The organism is Streptomyces sp. 2A115, assembly GCF_052245575.1.
GTDB lineage: Bacteria > Actinomycetota > Actinomycetes > Streptomycetales > Streptomycetaceae > Streptomyces.
In genome coordinates this window covers 1-16,179 of the sequence record NZ_JBQQCG010000005.1, presented here as the reverse complement: position 1 = coordinate 16,179, position 16,179 = coordinate 1, and the positions used below count along the sequence as shown (strand labels likewise).

15 protein-coding genes are annotated in these 16,179 nt (G+C 69.9%); 10 read left to right on the top strand and 5 right to left on the bottom strand.

The window, feature by feature from the left end:
• Position 1: 1 nt before the first annotated feature.
• Positions 2-979: an ABC transporter substrate-binding protein gene (locus ACTWQR_RS06165; RefSeq protein WP_443225878.1), complete on the bottom strand. Its 978-nt coding sequence runs from the start codon at positions 977-979 to the stop codon at positions 2-4.
• A 139-nt stretch (positions 980-1,118) separates the two neighbouring features.
• On the opposite strand from ACTWQR_RS06165, the gene ACTWQR_RS06160 reads away from it, so the two are divergent.
• The 6 genes from ACTWQR_RS06160 to ACTWQR_RS06135 all read left to right on the top strand — a co-directional run bounded on the left by ACTWQR_RS06160 (position 1,119) and on the right by ACTWQR_RS06135 (position 6,362).
• Entirely contained in the window at positions 1,119-2,141 is a 1,023-nt protein-coding gene (locus ACTWQR_RS06160; protein ID WP_443225877.1) for an NAD(P)/FAD-dependent oxidoreductase, read from the top strand.
• Position 2,142: 1 nt separating this feature from the next.
• Positions 2,143-2,472, top strand: coding sequence for a ferredoxin (gene fdxA, locus ACTWQR_RS06155; RefSeq protein ID WP_443225876.1), 330 nt, complete (start codon positions 2,143-2,145; stop codon positions 2,470-2,472).
• Positions 2,469-3,269 carry a 2-keto-4-pentenoate hydratase gene (locus tag ACTWQR_RS06150; RefSeq protein WP_443225875.1) on the top strand — a complete coding sequence of 267 codons (801 nt, stop codon included), beginning with the start codon at positions 2,469-2,471 and terminating at the stop codon, positions 3,267-3,269. Before fdxA ends, ACTWQR_RS06150 begins: the two co-directional genes overlap by 4 nt.
• Positions 3,266-4,207 carry an acetaldehyde dehydrogenase (acetylating) gene (locus tag ACTWQR_RS06145; protein ID WP_443225874.1) on the top strand — a complete coding sequence of 314 codons (942 nt, stop codon included), beginning with the start codon at positions 3,266-3,268 and terminating at the stop codon, positions 4,205-4,207. Before ACTWQR_RS06150 ends, ACTWQR_RS06145 begins: the two co-directional genes overlap by 4 nt.
• Positions 4,204-5,241, top strand: a complete 1,038-nt coding sequence (gene dmpG, locus ACTWQR_RS06140; protein ID WP_443225873.1) for a 4-hydroxy-2-oxovalerate aldolase — start codon at positions 4,204-4,206, stop codon at positions 5,239-5,241. The genes ACTWQR_RS06145 and dmpG overlap by 4 nt, the downstream gene beginning before the upstream one ends.
• Positions 5,242-5,555: 314 nt before the next feature.
• Positions 5,556-6,362 (top strand): IclR family transcriptional regulator, encoded by an 807-nt coding sequence (locus ACTWQR_RS06135; RefSeq protein WP_443225872.1) that lies wholly within the window; start codon positions 5,556-5,558, stop codon positions 6,360-6,362.
• A 531-nt stretch (positions 6,363-6,893) separates the two neighbouring features.
• On the opposite strand, the gene ACTWQR_RS06130 is transcribed toward ACTWQR_RS06135, so the two are convergent.
• Complete coding sequence (locus tag ACTWQR_RS06130) at positions 6,894-8,723, bottom strand: gamma-glutamyltransferase family protein (protein WP_443226090.1); 1,830 nt, start codon at positions 8,721-8,723, stop codon at positions 6,894-6,896.
• Positions 8,724-8,887: 164 nt separating this feature from the next.
• Between ACTWQR_RS06130 and ACTWQR_RS06125 the strand changes: the two genes are divergently transcribed.
• Positions 8,888-9,814: a LysR family transcriptional regulator gene (locus ACTWQR_RS06125; RefSeq protein WP_443225871.1), complete on the top strand. Its 927-nt coding sequence runs from the start codon at positions 8,888-8,890 to the stop codon at positions 9,812-9,814.
• Between the two features lie 265 nt (positions 9,815-10,079).
• Positions 10,080-10,442 (top strand): hypothetical protein, encoded by a 363-nt coding sequence (locus tag ACTWQR_RS06120; protein ID WP_443225870.1) that lies wholly within the window; start codon positions 10,080-10,082, stop codon positions 10,440-10,442.
• Positions 10,443-10,626: 184 nt separating this feature from the next.
• On the opposite strand, the gene ACTWQR_RS06115 is transcribed toward ACTWQR_RS06120, so the two are convergent.
• Positions 10,627-11,493: an AraC family transcriptional regulator gene (locus tag ACTWQR_RS06115; protein ID WP_443225869.1), complete on the bottom strand. Its 867-nt coding sequence runs from the start codon at positions 11,491-11,493 to the stop codon at positions 10,627-10,629.
• A gap of 469 nt (positions 11,494-11,962) precedes the next feature.
• Here ACTWQR_RS06115 and ACTWQR_RS06110 point away from each other — a divergent pair, with 469 nt between their 5' ends.
• The gene (locus ACTWQR_RS06110) at positions 11,963-12,808 is read left to right on the top strand and encodes a TIGR03619 family F420-dependent LLM class oxidoreductase (RefSeq protein WP_443225868.1); all 846 of its coding nucleotides are present in this window, start codon (positions 11,963-11,965) and stop codon (positions 12,806-12,808) included.
• Positions 12,809-12,853: 45 nt separating this feature from the next.
• Here ACTWQR_RS06110 and ACTWQR_RS06105 read toward each other — a convergent pair whose 3' ends face one another.
• Entirely contained in the window at positions 12,854-13,471 is a 618-nt protein-coding gene (locus tag ACTWQR_RS06105) for a TetR/AcrR family transcriptional regulator (protein ID WP_443225867.1), read from the bottom strand.
• A gap of 65 nt (positions 13,472-13,536) precedes the next feature.
• Here ACTWQR_RS06105 and ACTWQR_RS06100 point away from each other — a divergent pair, with 65 nt between their 5' ends.
• Positions 13,537-14,367 (top strand): aldo/keto reductase, encoded by an 831-nt coding sequence (locus tag ACTWQR_RS06100; RefSeq protein WP_443225866.1) that lies wholly within the window; start codon positions 13,537-13,539, stop codon positions 14,365-14,367.
• Positions 14,368-15,085: 718 nt separating this feature from the next.
• Here the strand turns inward: ACTWQR_RS06100 and ACTWQR_RS06095 are convergent.
• Positions 15,086-15,808, bottom strand: coding sequence for a dienelactone hydrolase family protein (locus ACTWQR_RS06095; RefSeq protein ID WP_443225865.1), 723 nt, complete (start codon positions 15,806-15,808; stop codon positions 15,086-15,088).
• Positions 15,809-16,179: the final 371 nt, after the last annotated feature.

Sequence of the window (16,179 nt, the reverse complement as noted above, 5' to 3'; positions counted from 1 at the left end):
GCTACACACTGTTCTTCTCGTACCAGCCCTTCAGCAGGGTCGTACCGAGATCGGGCGCCTTCTTGATCAGCTTCTGGCCGAGGAGGAAGTCGACGATCTTCCGTGACTCGGCGACGTCGGCGTCCGTGATGCCGCGGGCGGCGAAGGTGATCTCCGGGAGCACCTTCGCCGTCTGTGCCTCGGGGAGCTTCACCTGCTGGTTGGAGGCCTGTGCCGCGGCGTCCGGGTCGTCGGTGACGAGCTTGTCCGCGGCGGCCACCACCTTGAAGATGTCGCCGGCGACGTCTTCGTTGTCCTTGAGCCAGCTCTGGTCGGCCAGCAGCCACTGCACGTACTTCACCCCGAAGTCGCCGATGCGCCCGGCGATGTGCCCGCCCGCGGCGTCACCCCGCGCCGCCCACGGCTCGAACAGGATGTACGCGTCGATCGAGCCCTGCTCCAGCATCCCGGGGATCTCCGGCGGCGAACTCTGCAGGATCTTCACGGACTTCGGATCGATGTCGTTGTCCTTCAGATACGAGTGGGTCGCGTAGAGGCCGAGGCCGCCGATCGACGCCATGGTCTTGATCTGCTTCGGGGACGTGATGCCGTCGCGAAGGACGACCTTGAGGTAGCGGTCGGACGACTGGAAGACGCCCAGGGCCCGCAGATCGGGATTGTTGACCATCAACGGCAGCGCGGTGGAGTCGGCGTTGGCCGCTATCTGCGCGGTGCCCGCCGTCACCGCCTCCGACGCAGCGGGCCCGCCCTCGGTCTTCACCAGCTCGACGTTCACGCCCGCCTTCTCGAACAGACCGCGCTCCACGGCCAGATAGAACGGGGCGTACGAGGCGTCCACGCCGAGGGCGATACGTACCGTGGGCTTCCCTTGCGCCTCCCCGCCGGCGGAGTCCACCGTCCCCGCTGTGCATGCGGAGGACAGGACGAGTGCTGTGAGGGTGGCCGACAGCCGCCCTGCTCTGACGTTGTGCAGATCCATGAGATAGGTCCTCCGAAGCGCTGTAACGATCGCGGTCGCGCCACACTCCCACCCGCGGACGCGCCGCATAAGCCGTGCGTCCCGTCAGGCGGACCGGTTCCGTTGGGCGCCGGTCCGCCCGTCCATACGCTCCTGGTCCATGAGCGTTTCTACTGATGAGCCGGTCGCCACGGACGAGTCGTCGGTGATCGAGACCGACATCCTGATCATCGGCGCCGGCCCGTCGGGCCTCTACGGCGCCTATTACGCCGGCTTCCGCGGACTGCGCGTCGCGGTGATGGACGTGCTGCCCCAGCAGGGCGGCCAGATCAGCGCGATGTACCCGGAGAAGCCCATTTTCGACATCGCCGGTTTCCCGTCGGTGCGCGGCCGCGACCTGGTCGACAGCCTGGTCGCCCAGGCCGAGCCGTACGGTCCCCGCTATCTCCTCGGACACCGGGCGGTGGAACTGTTCCACGGGCCGGACGGCCGCCCCGTCGTAAACAGCGACAAGGGAACGACCGTACGGGCCGGGGCAGTTGTCATCACCGGCGGCGTGGGGACCTTCACCCCCAGGCCGCTCCCCGCGGGCGAGGACTACCTCGGCCGCGGGCAGGTCTACTTCGTACCGGACCCGGCCGACCACACCGATCACGACGTCGTGGTCGTCGGCGGCGGTGACAGCGCCTTCGACTGGGCGGCGACGCTCGCCCCGATCGCCCGGTCGGTCCGGCTCGTGCACCGCACCGACCGCTTCCGGGCGCACCGGGCGACCGTGGAGAAGGTGCGCACGCTCGGCATCGAGATCATCACCGACTCCGAGGTGAGCGCGATCCACGGCTCCTCACAGGTCGAGCGGGTCGAGGTCCGGCACCGCACCACGAAGGCCACCCGGCTGCTCCCGGCACGTACCGTCGTCGCCGCTCTCGGCTTCATCGCCGACCTCGGCCCGCTCAAGAACTGGGGCCTGGAACTCGAGGCGAGGCGGATCGCCGTGGACACCCGGATGGCCACCAACCTGCCCCGTGTGTTCGCCGCCGGGGACATCACCGACTACCCGGGCAAGGTGCGTCTGATCGCCGTGGGCTTCGGCGAGGTGGCCACCGCGGTGAACAACGCGGCCACCGTCATCGATCCGGAGGCAGCACTGTTCCCCGGGCATTCCACAGACAAGGAGAACTGACATGGCCTACGTCATCGGCCCGGCATGTGTCGACATCATGGACCGGTCCTGCATGGAGGAATGCCCGGTCGACTGCATCTACGAGGGCGAGCGCAAGCTATACATCAACCCGGTGGAGTGCATCGACTGCGGCGCCTGCGAGACGGCCTGCCCGGAGCAGGCGATCGCCGTCGACCGCCTCGCCGACCCGGAGTTCCGTACCGACAACCGCCGCTTCTTCAACGAGACCCTGGACGGACGTACGGCCCCGCTCGGCACCCCCGGCGGAGCGACCGGCGTCGGTCCGGTGGGCGTCGACACGCCCCTCGTCAGCGCGATCGGCACCCGATGAGCGCCCCGGAGGTGGCCAAGGCGGCCGACGCGCTGTACGAGGCCGCGCGGACGAACAGCGCGTGCCCCCCGGTACGTTCCCTGCTGGCCGAGGGTGACATCGAGGCCGCGTACGCGGTGCAGCGCCGGAACGTCGAGCGTGGCCTGGCGTCCGGGCGTCGGATCGTGGGCCGCAAGATCGGCCTGACCTCGCCCGCGGTGCAGGCCCAACTCGGTGTGGACCAGCCGGACTTCGGCACGCTCTTCGCCGACATGGCGGTACCCGAGGGCGGCACGGTCCCGGCCGGGCGGCTCATCCAGCCCAAGGTGGAGGCAGAGGTCGCACTCGTCCTCGGCACCGAACTGCCGCACCGCGACTGCACGGTGGCCGACATCCTGCGCGCGACCGAGTTCGCGCTGCCCGCCCTCGAGATCGTGGACAGCCGCAACGCCGACTGGGACATCACCATCGTCGACACCGTCGCCGACAACGCGTCCAGCGGACTGTTCGTCCTCGGCGGCACGCCCGTACCGCTGACGGGCCTGGATCTGCGCGGCATCCGGATGACGATGACCCGGGACGGCGAGCCGGTCTCCGAGGGGACCGGCGCCGACTGCCTCGGGGGCCCGCTCAACGCGGCGGCCTGGCTCGCCTCGACGCTGGCGGACAGGGGCGATCCGCTGCGGGCGGGGGACGTCGTACTGACCGGGGCGCTGGGACCGATGGCGGTCGCGCACCCCGGCAACCGGTTCGAGGCAGGCATCAGTCAACTCGGCCGCGTGAAGGTCGAGTTCGCGACGGAGGGAGACAGGCCGTGAGCACTCGTACGAAGGTGGCCGTGATCGGCTCCGGCAACATCGGCACCGATCTGATGATCAAGGTGCTACGGCTGTCCGAAGGGCTGGAGATGGCCGCGCTGGCCGGCATCGACCCGGACTCCGACGGGCTCGCGCGCGCCCGTCGTCTGAAGGTGGCCACCACCCACGGCGGCGTCGACGGACTGGTGGCGATGGACGAGTTCGCCGACGTGCGGATCGTCTTCGACGCCACGTCGGCGGGCGCACACCGGCGCCACGACGAGGTGCTGCGCGCACTCGGGCGTACGGTGGTCGACCTCACCCCGGCCGCCGTCGGCCCCTACGTGGTGCCGCCGGTGAACCTCGACGCCCATCTCGACAGCGGGAACGTCAACATGGTCACGTGCGGCGGGCAGGCAACCATCCCCGTCGTGGCCGCCGTCTCAGCCGTGACTCCCGTGCTCTACGGGGAGATCGTCGCGTCCATCGCCTCCCGCTCGGCCGGTCCCGGAACCCGGGCGAACATCGACGAGTTCACCGAGACCACCGCCTCGGCCATCGAGCGGGTGGGCGGCGCCCGGCGCGGCAAGGCGATCATCGTCCTCAACCCCGCCGAACCCCCGCTGATCATGCGGGACACCGTGCACTGCCTGGTCTCGGAGTGTGACGAGGAGGCCGTCACCGCCTCCGTCGAGGCCATGGTCGGGCGGGTGCAGGCGTACGTGCCGGGCTACCGGCTCAAGCAGAAGGTGCAGTTCGAGACGGTGGGCGCCGACGACCCGCTGCGCACCCTTGTACCGGCCGGCGCCAAGCCGGTGAAGGTGTCGGTGTTCCTGGAGGTCGAGGGCGCCGCCCACTACCTGCCCTCCTACGCCGGCAACCTCGACATCATGACCTCGGCCGCGCTGCGCACCGCGGAGCGCCTGGCCGCACACCACAGCACGGAGGCAGCCAAGTGACCACGCCAGAAGCCTCCTTGTACATCCAGGACGTGACCCTGCGCGACGGCATGCACGCCGTCCGGCACCGCTACACCGTCGAACAGGCCCGCACGATCGCCACCGCGTTGGACACCGCCGGCGTGCGAGCCATCGAGATCGCGCACGGTGACGGTCTGTCCGGCTCCAGCATCACCTACGGCGTCGGCGCGCACACCGACTGGCAGTGGATCGAGGCCGTCACCGACGCCGTACGGCAGGCAGTTCCGACCACGCTGCTGCTGCCCGGCATCGGCACCGTGCACGATCTCAAGCAGGCCCACGCGCTGGGCATCCGCTCGGTCCGTATCGCCACCCACTGCACCGAGGCCGACATCTCCGCCCAGCACATCGCCGCCGCCCGGGAGTTGGGCATGGATGTCGCGGGCTTTCTGATGATGTCCCACATGGCCGAACCCGCCGAACTGGCCCGCCAGGCCCAGCTGATGGAGTCGTACGGCGCCCACTGCGTCTACGTCACCGACTCCGGCGGACGGCTCACCATGGACGGCGTACGCGACCGCTTCCGCGCCTATCGCGACATCCTGTCTCCTGACACGGAGCTGGGCATCCACGCCCACCACAACCTGGGCCTGGGAGTGGCCAACAGCGTGATCGCCGTGGAGAACGGGGTGACGCGTGTCGACGCCTCGCTGGCCGGACAGGGCGCGGGCGCCGGCAACTGTCCCCTGGAAGCCTTCATCGCGGTGGCCGATCTGATGGGCTGGAAGCACGGCTGCGAGCTGTTCCCGCTGATGGACGCCGCCGACGACCTCGTACGTCCCCTCCAGGACCGCGAGGTGCGTGTCGACCGGGAGACGCTCACCCTCGGATACGCGGGCGTCTACTCCAGCTTCCTGCGCCACGCCGAAACCGCCGCCGCCCGCTACGGCCTCGACACGCGCAGCATTCTCGTCGAGGCCGGCCGCCGCGGCATGGTCGGCGGCCAGGAAGACATGATCACCGACATCGCCCTCGATCTGAGTGCCACAGCGGGTACGTCTCGAGGCAATTGACGTACGTCCACGCATGTCCTGCGCACGAGTCGGGGTGTCCGTGCCGGCGGCCCTGTCGCGCGCCGCACCTCGACCGGGCCCGGAATGTCACAGTGAATACATCACGGAGAAACAAGCGACTTGAATAATGGAGGTTCACCTCCAACACCTTTTCAAGAGCAACTTCGCGGTGTCCCGAAACGACCACACGATCTCCCACGACGTGTGCGGACCCACACTTTCCGCCCCGTCGGAATCGGTCTACATTTTCCTCCTCGGTTCTGGTGGCAACCCGCTCCTGAGGTGCGTCACCGAGGTGGGAAGGACAGGTCGTGGTGGCTGCGTACGCATACGCTGAGAATGGCAGACAAACCAGGCAGGACGGAGAGCCTCCCAAATCCGTCCTCGGCAAGGTCGCTCTGATCCTGAGTGCCTTCCGCGACAACGACTTCTCGCTCAGCCTCACGGAGTTGACGTCCCGCACAAGGATCGCGAAGGCCACGGTCTACCGGCTGTGTCAGGAACTCGTCGAGGGCGAACTCCTGGAGCGAGAGGGCTCCAACTACCGGCTCGGCCTGCAGCTGTACGAGATCGGCCTGCGCGCCCCCCGCCAGCGGACCCTGCGCGAGGCCGCGCGCCCCGTCCTGGAGAATCTCGCGCAGAGCCTCAACAACGCCGTCACCCTGTCCGTACCGAACGCCTCGGAACTGCTGTGCATCGAGAACATCGGCACGCACCGCAACCAGGCCCGGGCCAGTGTGGTCGGACGGCACATACAGCTGCACAGCACGGCCGCCGGGAAACTGACCCTTGCCATGCTCCCCGACCAGTACCCCCTGTCCGGAGTGGTTCCGCTGATGCGGCGCCACACGCCCCGCACTCTCACCCCCGCCCGGCTCCGCGAAGAGCTCATACACATCAGGGACCAGGGCTACGCCACCGATATCGAGGAGCATCGCACCGGCTATCTAGCCGTCGCGGTGCCCGTACGCGGCGGCGACGACGCGTACTTGGGCGCTCTGTCGGTCATCGCCCCCACGGCGGGCAGCAACCTCCCCCGGATGCTGGTGGCGCTGACCACGGCATCGCGCACCATCACCTCCCGCCTGAGCCACTTCGAGGCATTCCGAGCCCCGTTGTGACGGCACAATGCGCACGGATCGAAGCGCTCTGCCTTTCCGGCACCGCCTGCATCCATGACCGCTCGGTGGTCCTGCGCACCATCAAGCACATGGGGCGGTTGCTCGCCCCGGACGGCTGCTCTGTCGGAATTCCCGCTCCACTGTCCGCAGGGGCCGTCCCCGGCCGCACGTCGTTCGCGACGGCCGACGGGCGGCCGGCAGGCAGCCGGCGCAAGTACGACGCCGGCCGCCACCGCCGTCATGCCGTTGCCTGGTCCCCTGAGCCATCGGTGCCGGCTCCGTCGACAGTCGCGCGGCGGCACGCGGTGCCGGGGATGAAGGCCAGGGGCTGCCGGGTGTAGGGGGCGGAGGACATCGGCGACCGGGCCCTGCCAGTGTGTTGCGGTCGATGCTGGCGGCGAAGGCGGTACGGACCCGTGCGTCGCTCGCGATCCGGTGTGCCGTAGGCGTCGGCGTGACGGGCGGTGGTGGTGACGGACCGGACGGGGACGCATGAGGTGAGCACGGTCGCCGCGAGGACGGCCACCACCACTATCTTCCGACGGCGTAACCCTGTATCCCGCGCGGGTTGGCCGCCGCCGACAGAACGCCGGTTTCCGGATCGCGGGCCACCCCGCAAAGGCGGCCCTCCGACCAGGGATTACCGACCGTTACATGGTGCCCACGACGCCGTAGACCGGAAATGACGGATTCACCGATCCGTGATTCCACGGTGATGCTCCCCGGGTACGTGGCACGTGGATAGAAGGAACTCGGAAAACTCTCGGTGTGCCAGTTCGGAGCATCGATCGCGCCCTGCAGATCAAACCCTCCCCGCACCTTTTCCCGCAGCGTCACGGCGAGGAAGAAATGCAGGCTCCACTGGTCCTGCTGGTCGCCGCCGGGAGTTCCGAAGGCAAGCACAGGGACACCGTCACGCAGCGCGAGCGAAGGGGTCAGGGTGGTCCGCGGGCGGCGGCCCGGAGTCAGCGAGTTCGGCAGCCCGGGTTCGAGCCAGGCCATCTGCAGCCGGGTGCCGAGGGGGAAGCCGAGGCCGGGTACCACCGGGTTGGACTGGAGCCAGCCGCCGCTGGGGGTGGCGGCGATCATGTTGCCCCAGCGGTCGACCACGTCCAGGTGACAGGTGTCCCCGCGGGTGGCGCCGTCGCTACCCACGGTCGGCTCGCCGGCGCCCGCCACGGCAGACCCAGGCTCGCCCGGGGCGGTGCCCAGCGCCTGCTCGGGGAGCCGCGGCACCCGGCCGTCGGGGCTGCCGGGCCGCAGCGCGAACGACGCACGGTCGTCCGCGATCAGCGATCGGCGGGCGCCGTTGTAGCCGGCCGACAGCAGCGTTTCGAGCGGCACGTCCGCGCCGCTGTCGCCGTACCACGCCTCCCGATCGGCCATCGCGAGCTTCGTACCCTCGACGAGTGTGTGGACGTACTCCGCCGTGCCGTACGCCGGTGTGCCTCCTTCCCCCTCCCCGAAACCGGCGGGCAGCAGGGCGAGTTGCTGAAGAAAGACCGGACCCTGGCTCCAGGGACCGCACTTGGCCACCGTCCAGCCGTTCCAGTCGTACGTGACCGGCGCCTCGTACGCCGCGGCGTACCGGGCGAGGTCGTCGCCGGTGAGGGTGCCGGTGTGCCGCTCGCCCGAGGTGTCCTTCGTGGGGCGCGCGGCGAACTCGACGAGAGCCTCGGCGATGAACCCCTCCCGCCACACCCGGCGCGCCGCTTCGATCTCCGCCTCCCTGCGGCCCGTTCCGGATCCGCCCGCCGCCGCTTTCGCCTCCGCGATCAGCCGCCGCCAGGTGGCGGCCAGCGCGGGGTTCCGCAGCAGGGCTCCGGGGGCGGGGGAAGTGCCGTTCGGGAGGTAGAGCTCGGCCGAGGTGGTCCACTCGGTCTCGAAGAGTTCCCGGACCGTCTCCACGGTCTCGCCGATGCGCTCGACCGCCGGGTGACCGTTCTCGGCGTAGCCGATGGCGTACTCGAGGACGGCGGCGAGCGGTTTGGTGCCGTGGTCCCGCAGCAGCACCATCCAGGCGTCGAACGCCCCCGGCACGGCGGCGGCCAGCGGGCCGGTCCCAGGCACCAGGTGCAGGCCGAGCGAGGTGTAATGGTCGATGGTCGCGCCGGCCGGCGCCGGACCCTGACCGCACAGGACGAGCGGCCGGCCGCCCGCCGGAGCGAGGATGATCGGCACCTCGCCCGCCGGTCCGTTGAGATGCGGCTCGACGACATGCAGGACGAAACCCGCGGCGACGGCGGCGTCGAACGCGTTGCCGTCGTCCTCCAGCACGGCCATCGCCACGGCGGAGGCGAGCCAGTGGGTGGAGGACACCATGCCATGTGTGCCCTGGAGCGTGGGCCGAGTGGTGAACACGCGGCGAGTAAAACCGGAGAAGGGGTGGGACGTCAAAGACATGCGTGACACCATTCCGATAGCAACCAGCTATGAAGGTGGCCCGGCTACGGATGCGGCTCGGCTGTGGATACGGCTATGGACGAGCCTCTTGGATGGTTCCCGGGAATCCGGAGGAGCGAGCCGTGGAACGCCGTCAGCTCGAATACTTCGTGGCGATCGTGGAGCACGGTGGATTCACCCACGCCGCGCGGGCGTTGCACGTCGCCCAGCCCTCGCTGTCCCGCGCCATCGGCAACCTCGAACGCGAACTCGGCGTCACGCTCTTCCACCGGGTCGGTCGCAACGCCGTACTCAGTAGCGCGGGAGAGGCGATGGCCGACCGGGCCAGGCTCGTACTGCGGGACCTGGAGGCGATGCGCGCGGCGGCGCGGTCGCTCGGTGACGGCGCCGTCGGCAGGGTCGACGTCGCGGCCACGTCGTCCTCCGGCCTCGAACCCGTCACCAGCATCATCGCCGAGCTGCGGGACCGGCACCCCGGCGTCACCGTCAGCACCTCGGCCGCCGTGGCCGCGGCCGAGGTGGTCGCCATGGTGTCGCAGGGGCGCTGCGAGGTCGGTGTCTGCGGCAGCGCCGAACGCCCCGCGGGCCAGGGCCTGGTGGCCCACTACCTGCGCGACGAGGAGTTCCTGCTCGTCCTTCCGCCGGGCACACTCCCGGCCGACGCCGGGCCGACCGTGCGCCCCGAGGACCTGCGCGGGATGCGGTTCGTCGTGACCGGGCCGGCGACAGCCGTACGGGCGCTGTTCGACCGGTTCTCGGCCACCGTGGGCGACCTCACGATCGCCGCCGAGGTGGGCGACCGCAGCGTGGTGCTGCCGATGGTGCTCAAGGGCATCGGCGCCGGCCTGATGCCGGACGGCTGGGCCGACCTCGCCCGCCGGGCGGGCGCCGACGTCTATCGGTTCTCACCGCCGGAACGGCTCGCCCAGTGGCTCGTCCACCGCAGCGGAGCCGTCACGGTCGCCACTCGTGCGTTCATCGACACGACCTTGTCCAGGGTCGGCGCGGAGGCGGAGGGAACCAGTAGCCGCGAGGGCGAGAGCAGGTAGTGCTGCGGCTTCGGCGGGTCGGAGGGGACTGGTTCAGTAATGATCACAGCCGGGAGTGTCTCCGGTCGGGGAGCAGGGCAGCCGGACCGGCCAAGTGCCGCTGACCATGGGCATCCATCGCTGGTGCGAGTCAGCACATGCCTGCCCTCCTTGGCGGAGAACGCCCGTCCGCCGGCTACCCAACCCTCAGAAGTCTCAGGGACACAACGCGCCCGGCCCCGCGTACGTTGCGTAGCGCAAACGACGACCCATGAAGGGGAACCTCATGCGCAGGATCGCAGGGGCCGCAGCCGCGGTGACGCTCGCCATTGGTGCGCTGACCACCGTCGGTGCGACCAGCGCCCAGGCCGCGACGTACCACGGCTGTCCCGACGGATACGTCTGCATCTACCCGGAGAACGCCGGCTGGAACAACGACAAGCCGTCTCACCGCTACTACACCTACGGGGCCCACAACCTCAGCGACATGTACGGGATCCACCGCATCGTCAACAACCAGACCGGCGGTGCGACCATGCGGACCTGCACGGGCTATAACGGCACGGGATGCGAGGGCTACCTGCCGGGGGGCGGCTGGTCGATCGACAAGAACATGACGCCGATCAACTCGATCACCCTCCAGCCGTAGGTCCGTTCGTCGGCACCACAGCGCCACCGGGCCGGATCTCCGCGAGGGAGGTCCGGCCCGATCTCGTGTGTCAGGGGGTGAGTCCCGGTTCAGGGGTGTTTCAGGTGTCGTCTCCCATGTGAAGCGCTCGGCCACGACAGATGTGACTGAGCGCAGGTAGCCACCCATGAGTTCGGCGCGCTGTTCAGCCCCGTTCCCGCTCCACGGGAAGCCACAGCTCGGCGTCGGCTTCGGTCTTGTCGGGTGACAGCCGGGTGCTCAGGATCTCGGGGCCGGGGCGGCTGCGGTACGGGTTGGACGGGAACCATTCCGTGAACACGTCCCGCCACAGGTACTGGATGGCCTGCGGCGCAGGCCCGGAGGTGGTGAAGACCGCCCAGGTGCCGGCCGGGACGGGGAGGGCGGTCGTGCCGTCGGGGGCGGCTGCGGACGTGATCACCCCGTGGTAGTAGTCGAGTTCGGTGCCTTCGGCACGGCTTGGGTCCAGATCGTCGCAGACCGCGACGATGCCCTGCGGCTCCTGGTCCGACAGTTCTCCCAGGAGCTCCAGGGTCCGCGGTTCGATCCCGCGGATGAAGTCGATGATCGCCTGGTTCGGTCCCGCGTGCACCAGTGGCACCCGGGTCTTGAGGCCGGCGACGGTGAAGGCCGCCCTGTCCACTACGCGATAGCGCATGCTGCTGCTCCCTTCGATGGTGAGGCGGAAGGTCAACCGGGGCTGGGAGATGAGCGCGGTGCCGGTGCGCCGGGCCTCGCCCGGCCCTACACCGTGCATGGCACGAAACGCCCGCGCGAACGCTTCGCCCGAGCTGTAGCCGTAGCGCACCGCGATATCCAGCAACGACTCATGCCCTGCGAGCACCTCGGCACCCGCGACGGTGAGCCGCCGGCGCCGGATGTACTCCGACAGCGGCATGCCCGCCAGCGCGGAGAACATCCTGCGCAGGTGGTACTCCGAGGTGGCCGCGACACGCGCCAGTCCGGCCACGTCGATGGACTGATCGAGATCACGCTCGATGTGCTCCATGGCCTTGTTGAGCCGCTCCAGCACGCCTGGTCTCCTTCCTTGCTTGCGATCACCACGCTAGGCAGCACGCATCCTGCCGGACCCGACATCCTGTGCCCGATCAAGTCGGGTACTCGCCGCCGCCCGGCTGGTCGAGCACAGCGACGCTCGGTCTCCGCTTTCCACCTTCAGACGCCCGCCGACCCACCGCTCCACCTGGTCTCGTCCTGGTCGGTGAATGAGAAGGTGATGTGCGCGACGCTGGTACCGCCGTCCGGCCGTCCCGGGCGCTCAATATCCTCGACGTTCCCGACCGGATGGCGACTGCTTCCCCCAGCGAGGATCACGCTGCTGAGTTCCCTCCCCGTGGAGGAGTCACCGGCCGGCACCACATCCTCGATGACGCCGGTTCCTGGGCCCGCACGCCCATAGCCAGAGGTTATGACAACAGGTCTTGGACACGACCTCACCGGCCGCAGCAGCATGGGCCCAGGCACCGAACGGGAGGTCCGTGATGGAACTGGGAGTCTTCGGGTTGAGCGCCAAAGCGACGCTGCACCCCGCTGCGACGGCCAAGTTGGCGGTGCGCTCCGAGGAACTCGGCTACACCTCGTGGTGGGCGGGCGAGCATGTCGTACTGCCCAGCCCGCGCGTGCCGGACTCACCGATGGAGCCGACGGATCCCATCCTGGACCCGCTGGTGCACCTGGCATACGTCGCCGCTCTGACCCACCGGCTCGAACTGGGCACCGGAATCGTCATCCTGCCCCAGCGCAACCCGCTGGTGCTCGCCAAGCAGGTCGCCAGTCTCGATGTCCTCAGCGGCGGCCGCGTGATACTCGGTGTCGGCGCCGGCTATCTCGAACCGGAGATGACCGCGGTGGGCGTGCCCATGGCCGAGCGCGGTCGTCGCACCGACGAGTACCTCGACGCGATGACCGCCCTGTGGAACGAGCCCGCCCCCGCCCATCACGGCCGGTTCGTCTCGTTCCAGAACGTGGACGCGCACCCCCGCCCTCTCCAGGACGGAGGGCCGCGCGTCATGGTCGGCGGCCACAGTCCCGCCGCCTTCCGCCGTGCGGTCGCCCGCGGCCACGGCTGGATCGGCAACGGGGGCTCTCCGCGGGATCTCGCCGCCCACCTGGCCGGTCTGGAGCGCGCCGCCACCGAAGTCGAACGCCCGGCCCGCCTGGGCCGGTTGACCATCACCTTCATGCCGGTCCCCGGACCGGTGTCCCCCGAAGCCGCCCGCGAGTACGCCGGGCTCGGAGTCGACCGCCTGTTGATCTACCCCCTGCCACTGGAGGACCCGGCCGACGTCACCTCGTATCTGGAACAGCACGCCGACCTGCCACGCTGACCTGGCCACGGGGCGGCAGGTCCGTGGCCGGGGGTGGCAGGTCCGTCACTGGCGTCGGCCCGGCCTCAGTCCGGCCAGCAGCTGACCGACGAGCACAGTCGCCAGTTCTTCGGTGAGCGGCTCGTGGCCGAGCAGCAGCCGGTGGTAGACGGGTGCGAAGAGCTGGTCGACCGCGACGGGCACGTCCGTGTCGGGGATCAGCTCACCGCGCCCGACCGCGTCGTGCAGCAGGTGGGCGGCGATGTCCCGCCGCGGTCTGATCCAGTGCTCCTCGAGGGCCTGCCTGATGTCGGGATCGGCCTGTGCCGCAGCGATGAGGTCGGCCATCAGCGGGCCCGCCGCGGTGTCACGGAACAACCGTGCCAGCGCGCCCACTTGGGATACCAGGACGGCGGCCAGCGGAGCGTCGGTGTCGACGGCGACGGTGTCCTGGGTACGGCTGAACAGGCTCTCCAGCATCACGTGCGCACGCGTGGGCCACCACTTGTAGACGGTGGCCTTGCTCACCCGGGCGCGCGCCGCGATGGCCTCCATGGTCACGGCGTTGATCCCGCCCGAGATCAGCAGGTCGGCGGCCGCCTCGAGTACCGCCGCGCGCACACGCTCGCTGCGCGGCCGCCCCCTGGGCACGCGCGCCGCGGTCGTCCCGGTCGGTTCGGTCATCTGCGTCCCTTCCGACGCCCGCCATATACTGGTCGGACCGTACAGTAAATTGGGAAGAGGCGACCGTGACCAGTATCCCGACCCACACTCTCAACGACGGTACGACGATCCCCGCCATGGGCCTGGGCACTTGGCCGATGGGCGACGCCGAGGCGGAGAAGGCCGTGAGCGGCGCCCTGGAGCTCGGCTACCGCCTCGTCGACACTGCGACCAACTACCGCAACGAGACCGGCACCGGACGTGGTATCGCCCGCAGCGGCGTGCCCCGCGAAGAGGTCGTCGTCACCACGAAGCTGCCCGGCCGCCATCACGGCTACGAGGAGACCCTCGCCTCCTTCGAGGAGTCCCGGCAGCGGCTGGGCCTGGAGTATGTGGACCTCTATCTCATCCACTGGCCCCTGCCGCGCGTCGGCAAGTACGTCGACTCGTGGAAGGCGATGGTCAAGCTCCGGGAGGAAGGGCTCGTCCGCTCGATCGGCGTCTCCAACTTCACGCCCGAGCACATCGGGCGCCTGGAGAAGGAGACCGGCGTGCTGCCCTCGGTCAACCAGATCGAGCTCCATCCCCTCCTCCCGCAGGCCGAGTTGCGGGCCTTCCACGCCGAGAAGGGAATCGTCACTGAGAGCTGGAGCCCTCTCGGGCGCGGGAGCCGGCTCCTCGACGATCCAGGCATCGCCGCCATCGCCGAGGCCCATGGCGTCACACCGGGGCAGGTGGTGCTGCGCTGGCACACCCAACTCGGCGCGCTACCCATCCCCAAGTCCGCCAGCTCTCGGCGGCAGCAGGAGAATTTCGACATCTTCGGCTTCGAGCTCACGCCGGATGAGCTGGCTGCCGTCTCCGACCGCCCTCATCGGCGGCTCGGTGGAGACCCCGAAGTGCACGAGGAGTTCTGACGCTTCGCGTGCCCGAAGCGGCCCGGCCGTCGGTGACCGCCGGTCGCCGTCGGCCATCGCCGTCGGAAGGAAGCCTCGATCGCACACGAGACCGGGGAAGGCGGTGGGAGACGACCGGCCCGGCCCCACGTGGCGCCGACCCCCGCCCTTCGAGCTGCCTCCTGGCTGCCCGGACAGCACACCATCGGTCCGATGGGCGGCCACGTCCCACAGCCGCACCGCTGCGGTGTTGCCTCAACAGGGGTGACCGGGTGCGGCTGTCCGGGGAGAAGCCAGTGAACTCGCTCCTATGATGCTCGCGCCGACGGAGTGGCCGGCCCGCCGCACCGCCTCGCGTCATGGCCCGGAAGCCCTGCTTTGCCGGGTATCGGTGTCCCCACAGCCGCACGTATCCGTCGGCGCTGCCGGTGGCCGGCGTGCGCCCGTCGGACGCGAACGTGGCGCAGCGCCGTGATAGGGACGGCGCTTGGCTCGGTGGGCGGTGCACAGACCATGCGCCAGGTGCCTTCCCACTCGCAGCCGCCCGGGTGGTCCGGGTGCGGGTGCCGTAGGAAGGCACCGTGTGTACCGGCCGTTACCGCCGATGGCCGGTACCCGCGATCGGGGCGGTCGTGCGTCTGCCCGCCACCGCCACCGAGAAGGGGCGGGACCCGTCCTCGATGAGGCGGCAGCCTGGCCGGCACCGCCTACCGTCTGCTGTCGGCCCGGCAGTCCGGCCTCACTTCAGGTGCCGGCCGAAGAACCGGTTCGTGTCCTCCAACTCGAACCACGGGGTGCCGGTGTGTCCGCCCGGATTGGCGTGCAGCGTCTTCTCCTTGCTGCCGAACGCGTCGAACAGGTCCAGGGCCCGCTGCCGGGGGTTCCCTTCGTCGTCCCACTGCAGCAGGAGCAGCAGCGGAATGGTGACCTGCCGGGCCTCTTCGCGCTGGGCGAGGGGCACGTAACCCCCGGCGAAGAAACCGGCGGCCGCGATGCGCGGCTCGGCCACCGCCAGTCGAATGCCGAGGGCGGTCCACCCCGAGTACCCGACCGGGCCGCCGATCTCGGGCAGCGCAAGGAGGGCGTCCAGGGTGGTCCGCCAGTCCGGGACCGCCTTTTCGACCAGCGGGCCGATGAAGGACTCGAAGATCTCATCGACCGGCTCGCCGGCCTGCATCGCCCGGCGGAGGTCGGCACGGGCCTGCTCGTCGGCGGCGGAACGGGGCCGGTCTCCACACCCGGCGGCGTCGATGGAGGCCACCGCGTAGCCGTACGCCGCGGTTTGCCGGGCCCGGGCCACCAGCCGGGATTGTCCCTTGGGCAGGCCGTTGTTGTGGGCCATCAGAATCAGCGGAGCCGGTGCGGCGGATTCAGGCGTCCACAGGGTGCCGGGGATCTCACCGAGGGTGAATTCGCGCTCGCGGACGCCGTCGTCGAGGCGCTGTTCGGAAGTGAATCGCATGGTCGTGCCTTTCGGGAGTGCTCAGAGCGGCGCTCCCGGACGACCTATCGCCCGACCGTGACCCCAGAGGGGAGCACCCATGTCGATACTGCGTTCACGGGTACCACCTCCTCGTTCTCTCGCACGGCCTCCGGAAAGCTAGCAGTGGTCGCCGTGGTCCGCCAACAGGTTTTTGCGGAGGCATCGCAGCTTCCCGGGTGGCGGGTCCACGAGAGCGGCCCCGCCTGCGGCGGGGCCGGTGGGTGATGGTGTCCCTCGTCGTGGTGTACGGGATCAGCGGCCGGGAGTGCGCGGGCATCTGCCCGGGGCGCACTTCCACGGGTGACTACCGCTCCCTGAACAGGAGGCGGGCCACCGCGTAACTCTCCTTG